Here is a 7,832-nt window from a genome sequence, read left to right as displayed (position 1 = left end):
GCTAGACGATGATTATCCTAATTACTCGATCAACTTTGGGGCGCTAAACTTTATCACTGAGCAGTATGGTGATCCCGCGACGTACGGCGTGGATTTTACTTACGAGTTCTAGTGCACTGAAAGCGACTTGATAGCCCGGGCATGTCCCGGGCTTTTTTTTTGCCTGCGTATGAATCTCGATGCGCTGGATTTATCGAAGCAGTAGCGCAGGTACGGTTGCTGAACGCAACAGATCAGCCGTTCTACTGCCAAACAAGAGGCTGCGTAGAGGTGAGTGGCTGTACGCCCCCATGATCAATAGATCGATCTTGCGCTCAGCTATTTCATTCGCAATGACCGTTTCAGGGTCGCCTTGAATAATCTGTGATGTGACGTGGTAGCCGCGCTTTTCAAGTTTGTTTTTGGCCCATGTGAGCTGCTCTTGGTTGGCGCGAGTGTCTCTACCCGCTATCACAATATGCATGCTTAAGTTCTTCAGCGATGTATTGTTGGCGAGCCACCGAATGCCTTGCTTGCATCGAGAGCTGCCATCAAAGGCAAAGAGCGCACGCGAGGGCTCGGTATAGGTATCGGTCACTGTGAGTATGGGTTGTTGCAGTGCTCGCACGACGCGTTCTAAGTTGCGACCTAAATCGCGATGTGTCATCTCTGCCGAGCGCCCACGGCGGCCCATGACAAACACGCTGGTGAGGTCTTGCTCTATCGATAAAGCCTCTTCAAGATCGCCTAATCGTTGCTTGATATCGATCGATTGATTGGATGTTGCGCTTAGTGTGCTTTGTAGATTTGCCAGAAACTCGCGTCCCGCTTCACGCTTCTGACGGGTGCGCTGTTCGTCTTCAAGGCTTAAGTCTGCAAGCAGATGCTCTTGCGCATCGATACCAATGGCGCCGCTATGGTCATCGGACTTGCTGGCACGTTCTGGGTGTCGATCAACCACGTGTAATAGCTCTAAGGGTAGGGTCAGTTGATTAGCCAACCATTGTCCGTAGCGGGCCACAGTTTCTGAGAAGTGCGACCGGTCTACCGCAGCGATGATTTTGCGATTGGAGTTTATCGGGTTCATAGCTAGTGTCCTACGCTCCATTCCACATCGTCTTTGTCGTGGAGCGCGAACTTATCAACGAGTGTGGCGCTGGCCTCGTTAAGCCCTACGACTTCGACGTTAGTGCCCTCACGACGGAATTTCATGACCACTTTGTCCAGAGCGCTGATCGCCGTAATATCCCAGAAGTGGGCTTTACTGACATCGACAATCACGGTGTCGATCACTTCTCTGAAATCAAATTGATCCACAAACCGATCGGCCGAAGCAAAAAACACCTGTCCAGTGATTTGGTAGCGTCGGATCCGTCCTTCATTCTCAGCCGCGGATCGTACGAGCAAAATTCGGCCGACTTTCTGGGCAAAGAAAATGCCCGAGAGAAGAACGCCAGTAATAACACCCATGGCGAGATCGTGCGTGCTTACCGTCACGGCAACCGTCGCGAGCATCACGACCGATGAACTTTTCGGATGAGCCTTAATGTCGCGAAACGACTGCCAGTTCATGGTGCCGATAGAGACCATAATCATGACGGCCACTAGCGCCGCCATTGGGATTTTGGCGACCCAATCACCGGCCAGCACCAGCAGCGTAATAAGAAAAACGCCTGCCGCTAGGGTTGACAAACGACCTCGCCCGCCCGATTTAATGTTGATAATGGATTGTCCAATCATGGCACAACCGGCCATGCCACCAAACAAACCGGCGACGATATTGGCCGAGCCCTGACCAACACATTCACGGTTTTTGTCGCTGGTGGTGTCGGTTAAATCGTCGACGATAGAAGCGGTAAGCAGTGATTCAAGTAAGCCAACCATTGCCATTGTGGCCGATATCGGGAAGATAATACCCAGGGTTTCCCAGGTTAGAGGCATATCTGGCAGCAAGAATAGGGGTAGGCTGTCGGGTAGCTCACCCAGATCGCCAACGGTTCGAATATCGAGCCCCAGGGTTATGGATACAATGGTCAGTACGACAATAGCGACGAGGGGTGAAGGTACAGCCTTGGTAAGGTACGGGAACAAGTAAATGATACCGAGTCCCGCTGCGGTCATAGCGTAGACATGCCAGCTTACCCCGGTGAGTTCGGGTAACTGCGCCATAAAAATGAGTATCGCCAGGGCATTCACGAAGCCGGTGATCACCGAGCGTGAGACAAACTTCATTAGAGTACCCAAACGAATCCAACCCGCGATAATTTGAAGTGCGCCGGTAAGTATTGTTGCGGCCAGCAGGTACTGCAGACCGTGTTCTTTAACGAGGCCTATCATCAGCAGTGCCATTGCCGCCGTGGCAGCGGATATCATGCCGGGCCTGCCGCCCATAAAAGCGGTGACCACAGCGATACAAAACGAAGCGTATAAGCCCACTTTGGGATCAACGCCTGCGATGATGGAGAAAGCGATGGCTTCAGGAATTAAAGCCAAGGCGACAACTAGGCCCGCCAATAAATCGCTGCGAATATTGGCAAACCAATCTTGTTTTAGGGAACTCAATGAAACAACCTTTTGATTTAAGTGCGTGCCGGCTATATTTACTCAGAGGGCGGGCATAGAGTGCTGAGGCAATACCTAGCACGAAGCCGCGCACTCTAACAGCAAGGCTCAGTGGCTTCAAGTTAAGGGGGTATTTTCTGCAAAAGTCGTTACAATATTGCGACAGTAAAGGAGGTCGAAATGTCGCCCACAGCAAAAATGATCGGTTTGGTGTTATCCGCGGTTATGTTCGCGTTTTCCGCGTATATGTACACCCAGACAGGAGACTGGGTTAGCGCTGTTTTTGCTTTAGGTTCCGTGGGTTACGGTCTGTTCTTTATCGGCGACACGGTTAATCGATTACGCAAAGGTGACTGATACTGCCACTCCCATAAGATACAGGTTCGGGCTTACAGGCTTTGGTAAAAGATACCTAAAATGATCAACGGGCAAACAATTCGAACGTAGTTTGGCCAGATCTTCCAGAACAAGCTCGACTCTGCGTCGGGGTCATTCTTTTTAAGCTCTTGCAGCAGCGTATTGCGGTGCCATAGCCAGCCTGCATAGACGCAGAACATAAAGCCCAATAGAGGTTGGCTATAGCGCGTGGTCACAGTGATCACCAAGCCGAACAGCCAATCAAAATTCAAAATAATTGCGGTGCTGATGGCGCCAATCACAATGCCGATAACCCAGGTGACTTTAGAGCGCGCTAACTCGGTATTCTCGACCGTGTAAGCGACAGGTACTTCTAACATCGATATTGATGACGTCAGTGCGGCGATGCTCATCAAAAAGAAAAACGCTAGTGCGACCAGCGTTCCAGTGCTGCCCATGGTGTCGAACAGGGCAGGTAGCACGGTAAAGATTAATGTGTCTTCTGAGAGCAGGGCGCCGCTATCCGTGAAAATAGCCACGCCGTTGTATTGTGCGACGTACATAGCTGGCAACACTAAAAAACCCGCTAGCACAGCGATAGAGACGTCGCTTAGGGTGACCCACCCCCCCAATGAGGGAAGATGCTCATCGTCGCTGATATAGGAACCGTAGATCAGCATGGTGCCGACACCTAGGGACAAAGAGAAGAAGGCAGCTCCCAGGGCCTTAATGACCAAATCGGGTGAGACGGCTTTGGAAAAGTCGGGCAGCAAATAAACGCGTAAACCCTCGGTGGCGCCCGGTAATGTCAATACGTAGATTGTTAAGCCCACGAGTGAGAGCAGAAGCATTGGCATGAGCCGTTCGGACCAGCGTTCGATTCCGCCGTGGACACCTTGGGTAATGATGCCAATTGTCAGCACCATAAATACAGACATCAATCCAATGTTGCGCGCCGTCGAGAAACTCTCTAACCACAGCGCGGCGTCCCCGAAACCGACCAGTTTTAGAAGCGCTGCGAGCCCAAAGCCGATCATCCATCCAGCGACAATGGCATAGAAACTGAGAATCAGCGAAGCCACAATTAACCCGGCGAGACCCACGCCATGGCCCAACATGGCAGTGGGGCGGTTCGGCGCAATTTGCTCAAGCGCTTTAGAGGCATTAGCGTGAGCGTGGCGGCCGATAATAAGCTCCGCCATGAGGGCCGGGTAGGCAAGGCAAAAGGCCAATATTAAGTAGACGATGAGAAAGGCTGCGCCCCCATTGCTGGCCGCTTGCGTTGGGAATCCCCAGATATTCCCTAGCCCTACAGCACTGCCTGCCGCCGCCATGATAAAGCCGATACGAGAGTTGAATTGTCCGCGCGCTGCAGCCATGGAGTCCTCCTTATTTGGTGTGGCGAGTGTACCACGACCCGAACTAAGAAAAAGCCCGATAAAAATTCGAATCGCTTGCCAAAAATCCCCAAGGCTGTGCTATTATGCGCGCCTTCATCGCCCGGGTGGTGAAATTGGTAGACACAAGGGACTTAAAATCCCTCGCTGGCAACAGCGTGCCGGTTCAAGTCCGGCCCCGGGCACCATCTCCTTTTTTAATTTATTGTTTCATGTTTTTGGCTGCGGCAAAGCCTTGCCAAAATCAGCCGGACTAAGCCGGCCGCTCAGCACAGCTGGGCTCTACGCAGTTAACGGGGGATGGCATTCAAAATGCTCGAGTGCCTTCAAAGAGTGCTATTAAACTACACCTCCGTTAAGCCAAAGTGGTTTACGAATGGTTTAAAGCCTTTATCAGAGAAAAGTAAGGGTAGACCACGTTCTATACAGAAAGTAGCGATGATAACGTCAGCCGTCTTGCGTATTGTAATACCTCGTTTTCTGAGCACGCGGAAATTATCCGCGCTCTTAATAGCGATATCTTTGCCGAGCATGTCGAAGACTTCAACATCAGAAAAGAGATTCTTCGCCATTTGGTAGTCTCTGTCGTGGCGGAACCCCTGCAGAACTTCTGTAAGAATCAGGTCTCCGACAGCGACGGGTTCTTTGCCCAGTACTTGATCGAGCTTGTCGGTCTGGGTATCGGCGATGCCGGTAAAGTAATCGATCCAGACACTAGAATCGACAAGAATCACTTGCTTTCTCTGAGTTCATTTAGATCCTCAGTCCAGGCAAGTTTACCTCGATAGTTGCGAATATTTTCCTGTTGTCGCAAGCGGGCGAGGGTTCTTAATCCCAACTCAACGGCTTCTTTTTTGGTGGTTAGCCCCGTTAGCTTTAAAACGTCGCTCATCAGTTGGTCGTCTATTTCGATATTGGTTCTCATGCAATTTCTCTAGCTCGCGTAGTAGTGTGTATAAAAACAATAATTTATACACATGGCTATAGAAATTAATGAACAGCAAAGTCACTGTCAATTGCCCATGAACGTTAGTGGTAAAGTTCGAGCAAGAAAGATTAGACTTGGAGCTAGATTCCGCTTTTTTAGTTTGGTCTCAAACGTGTCACACTTGGCTCATCCAGACAGAAAGTCTTCTAGCATATCAACCATGTTGGCGGACCCCACAAAGAAGGGCACACGCTGATGTAGTTCGGTGGGTTTGATATCTAGAATACGCTGACCCGCACCCGCAATAGCCTTACCACCGGCTTGCTCGGCGAGAAAGGCGATAGGATTACACTCGTACAACAGGCGCAGCTTGCCGTTGGGGTAACGGCTGGAGCTCGGGTACATATAGATACCGCCGGTGATCAAGTTGCGGTGGAAGTCTGACACCAAAGAGCCGATGTAGCGGGAGGTATAAGGACGGTTAGTGTCAGCGTTTTCTTCCTGGCAGTATTTGATGTACTTTTTAACGCCCTGCGGAAAGCGAATGTAGTTGCCCTCATTTACAGAGTACGTTTTGCCTGAAGTCGGGGTCGTCATTCTGGGATGCGATAAATAAAACACACCCAAACTTGGGTCGAAGGTGAATCCGTTCACACCATTGCCCGTGGAATAGACCATCATGGTCGATGAGCCATAAATAATGTAACCCGCGGCTACTTGGTCCTTGCCGGGCTGGCAAAAGTCTTCTAGGGTAACGGGCGAGCCTACGGGTGAAACACGGCGATAGATCGAGAAGATCGTACCGACAGAGACGTTCACATCAATGTTAGATGAGCCGTCTAGAGGGTCCATCAACACCACGTAATCGGCGTCTTTGTTGTGGCCCTCGTCGAAGGTTACATAGTTATCTTCTTCTTCAGAGGCTATGCCGCACGCAACACCGCGTGCTGCGAGTGCGGTTTTGAACTTATCATTGGCGAAGACATCCAGTTTTTGCTGTTGCTCGCCTTGCGCGTTTTCATTGCCTGCCGCGCCAACGATATCTACCAGGCCCGCCTTGTTAATTTCGCGGTTGACTACTTTGGCGGCCAAGCGAAGCGACGAGAACAAGGAGGTCAGGGCACCGGTCGCCTCTGGATATTCGGCTTGGCTTTCGATGATGAATTCGCCCAGAGTAATCGGTGTTTGCATGTCGTCCTCGCCGTCAGTGAAATCTTACGCGCCATTGTACCCTTAAAACGCTGTAGAGACTCGCTGTGTGAATAAATCGTAAGCTGGTTATCGGCTAAGGTTTGATTCGAAGCAATATGTTCAAGCCACGCTTAGGCCACTTGATCGATATTTGTCGTTGTTTTGCGGGTACCGGGCTCTCAGGTCGCGCTAATGTCGATACCAACAGGGCAGTGATCAGAGCCATAGACATTGTTGTAGATTTCGGCACCGGTCAAACTCGGTGTGAGCTCGGACGTGACAAGAAAGTAATCAATTCTCCAGCCGATATTCTTTTCGCGGGCGCCGGCGCGATAACTCCACCAAGAATATTTAGCGGTATCAGGGTTAAAGTGCCTGTAGGTATCCACAAATCCCAGATCGACTAAACGGTCAAAGCCATCGATCTCTGCCTGCATGTAACCGGCGCTTTTGTTGTAGTTTTGTTTGGGGCGAGCAAGATCGATATCTTGATGAGCAACATTCAGGTCACCACACACAACGACCGGTTTGGTTTGCTCTAGGGTTTTTAGATAGTCTGCGAAGTCTTGATCCCAGCTTTGACGGTAGTCGAGGCGCTTCAATTCGCTGCCCGAATTCGGAGTGTAGACGGTGACTAGGTAAAAGGTCTCGAATTCCGCGCACAAAACGCGCCCCTCGGTATCATGCTCGGGCATGCCCATGTCGGCTGTTACGCTTATGGGCTCAACGCGAGTAATGATGGCTGTGCCAGAATAGCCCTTTTTCTCGGCTGAATTGCTGAACACTTTGTAAGCTGGATCGAGTTCTGTCAGAGCCTCAAGCACCTGGTCATCTTGCGCTTTGGTCTCTTGCAGGCAAAGCACATCGGGTGCCATGCGTTCAAATGACTCGAAGAAATCCTTTTTGGTAACGGCTCGAATACCATTAACGTTCCAAGACACTAATCTCACGTTGTTTGCTCCCTTTTCTCAGTGTCGGCATTGTACGTGATTCTTCCAGATGTTGAACCGTTGGTTCTTGTAGTTTCGCGCAATACCGAGCTGGCTCTCTGCGTGTAGTGCAACTGGACCTAGATGCACTCTGCCCGTGCTGTGTTAGGATCAGGGCAGGTAAAAAAGGGGAAGGTTATGAAATATACGAGTTTGCTCGCCGCGCTAGTCCTGACGCTAGCGGGTTGCAGTAAAGACGCTATGGAGCCTGCGGTCGTTGCTGATACGGTATTCATTGGTAACAACATAATCACGATGGATGAGGCGACTGAGGGCGCCCAGGCGGTGGCGCTTAAAGATGGCAAGATTCTCGTGGTAGGATCTCGGCAAGCCGCGACCGCACACATTGGAGAATCAACGGAGGTCATACAGCTGGGCGACAAAGCCTTAGTTCCTGGCTTTATTGATGCACATGGACACTTCAGTTTC

Annotated in this window: 8 protein-coding genes, 1 tRNA gene and 1 pseudogene; 3 read left to right on the top strand and 7 right to left on the bottom strand. The window is 50.8% G+C overall.

Annotation, left to right across the window (positions count from 1 at the left end):
• Nucleotides 1-190 precede the first annotated feature (190 nt).
• Complete coding sequence (locus ACTF5Z_RS10480) at nt 191-1,066, bottom strand: universal stress protein (protein ID WP_438985584.1); 876 nt, start codon at nt 1,064-1,066, stop codon at nt 191-193.
• Nucleotides 1,067-1,068: 2 nt separating this feature from the next.
• A complete protein-coding gene (locus tag ACTF5Z_RS10475) occupies nt 1,069-2,541 on the bottom strand; it encodes a SulP family inorganic anion transporter (RefSeq protein ID WP_438985583.1) in 1,473 nt (490 codons plus the stop codon).
• Between the two features lie 180 nt (nt 2,542-2,721).
• On the opposite strand from ACTF5Z_RS10475, the gene ACTF5Z_RS10470 reads away from it, so the two are divergent.
• Nucleotides 2,722-2,898, top strand: a complete 177-nt coding sequence (locus ACTF5Z_RS10470) for a hypothetical protein (RefSeq protein WP_009575758.1) — start codon at nt 2,722-2,724, stop codon at nt 2,896-2,898.
• 32 nt (nt 2,899-2,930) lie between these two features.
• On the opposite strand, the gene ACTF5Z_RS10465 is transcribed toward ACTF5Z_RS10470, so the two are convergent.
• Entirely contained in the window at nt 2,931-4,277 is a 1,347-nt protein-coding gene (locus ACTF5Z_RS10465) for a sodium-dependent transporter (protein ID WP_438985582.1), read from the bottom strand.
• A gap of 119 nt (nt 4,278-4,396) precedes the next feature.
• On the opposite strand from ACTF5Z_RS10465, the gene ACTF5Z_RS10460 reads away from it, so the two are divergent.
• Nucleotides 4,397-4,483, top strand: a tRNA-Leu gene (locus ACTF5Z_RS10460).
• A gap of 156 nt (nt 4,484-4,639) precedes the next feature.
• On the opposite strand, the gene vapC is transcribed toward ACTF5Z_RS10460, so the two are convergent.
• The 4 genes from vapC to ACTF5Z_RS10440 form a co-directional block, all read right to left on the bottom strand.
• Nucleotides 4,640-5,029, bottom strand: a complete 390-nt coding sequence (gene vapC, locus ACTF5Z_RS10455) for a type II toxin-antitoxin system VapC family toxin (RefSeq protein ID WP_438985581.1) — start codon at nt 5,027-5,029, stop codon at nt 4,640-4,642.
• Nucleotides 5,026-5,220, bottom strand: a complete 195-nt coding sequence (locus tag ACTF5Z_RS10450) for a type II toxin-antitoxin system VapB family antitoxin (RefSeq protein ID WP_438985580.1) — start codon at nt 5,218-5,220, stop codon at nt 5,026-5,028. Before ACTF5Z_RS10450 ends, vapC begins: the two co-directional genes overlap by 4 nt.
• A 189-nt stretch (nt 5,221-5,409) precedes the next feature.
• Nucleotides 5,410-6,414 carry a class 1 fructose-bisphosphatase gene (fbp, locus tag ACTF5Z_RS10445; protein WP_438985579.1) on the bottom strand — a complete coding sequence of 335 codons (1,005 nt, stop codon included), beginning with the start codon at nt 6,412-6,414 and terminating at the stop codon, nt 5,410-5,412.
• 179 nt (nt 6,415-6,593) lie between these two features.
• On the bottom strand, nt 6,594-7,364 hold the full coding sequence (locus ACTF5Z_RS10440) for an exodeoxyribonuclease III (RefSeq protein WP_438985578.1): 771 nt from the start codon (nt 7,362-7,364) through the stop codon (nt 6,594-6,596).
• A gap of 177 nt (nt 7,365-7,541) precedes the next feature.
• Between ACTF5Z_RS10440 and ACTF5Z_RS10435 the strand changes: the two are divergent.
• A pseudogene (locus tag ACTF5Z_RS10435) lies at nt 7,542-7,832 on the top strand (amidohydrolase); the annotation flags it as partial.

The organism is Aequoribacter sp. (assembly GCF_965659035.1).
GTDB lineage: Bacteria > Pseudomonadota > Gammaproteobacteria > Pseudomonadales > Halieaceae > Aequoribacter.
The sequence above is the reverse complement of the archived record's forward strand: the minus strand, read 5'-3'. Positions and strand labels throughout refer to the sequence as shown.

What these genes read in the sequence shown, in the direction of transcription:
- fbp (WP_438985579.1), bottom strand. Translation starts at nt 6,414, where the DNA reads ATGCAAACACCGATTACTCTGGGCGAATTCATCATCGAAAGCCAAGCC.
- ACTF5Z_RS10465 (WP_438985582.1), bottom strand. Translation starts at nt 4,277, where the DNA reads ATGGCTGCAGCGCGCGGACAATTCAACTCTCGTATCGGCTTTATCATG.
- ACTF5Z_RS10450 (WP_438985580.1), bottom strand. Translation starts at nt 5,220, where the DNA reads ATGAGAACCAATATCGAAATAGACGACCAACTGATGAGCGACGTTTTA.
- ACTF5Z_RS10470 (WP_009575758.1), top strand. Translation starts at nt 2,722, where the DNA reads ATGTCGCCCACAGCAAAAATGATCGGTTTGGTGTTATCCGCGGTTATG.
- ACTF5Z_RS10480 (WP_438985584.1), bottom strand. Translation starts at nt 1,066, where the DNA reads ATGAACCCGATAAACTCCAATCGCAAAATCATCGCTGCGGTAGACCGG.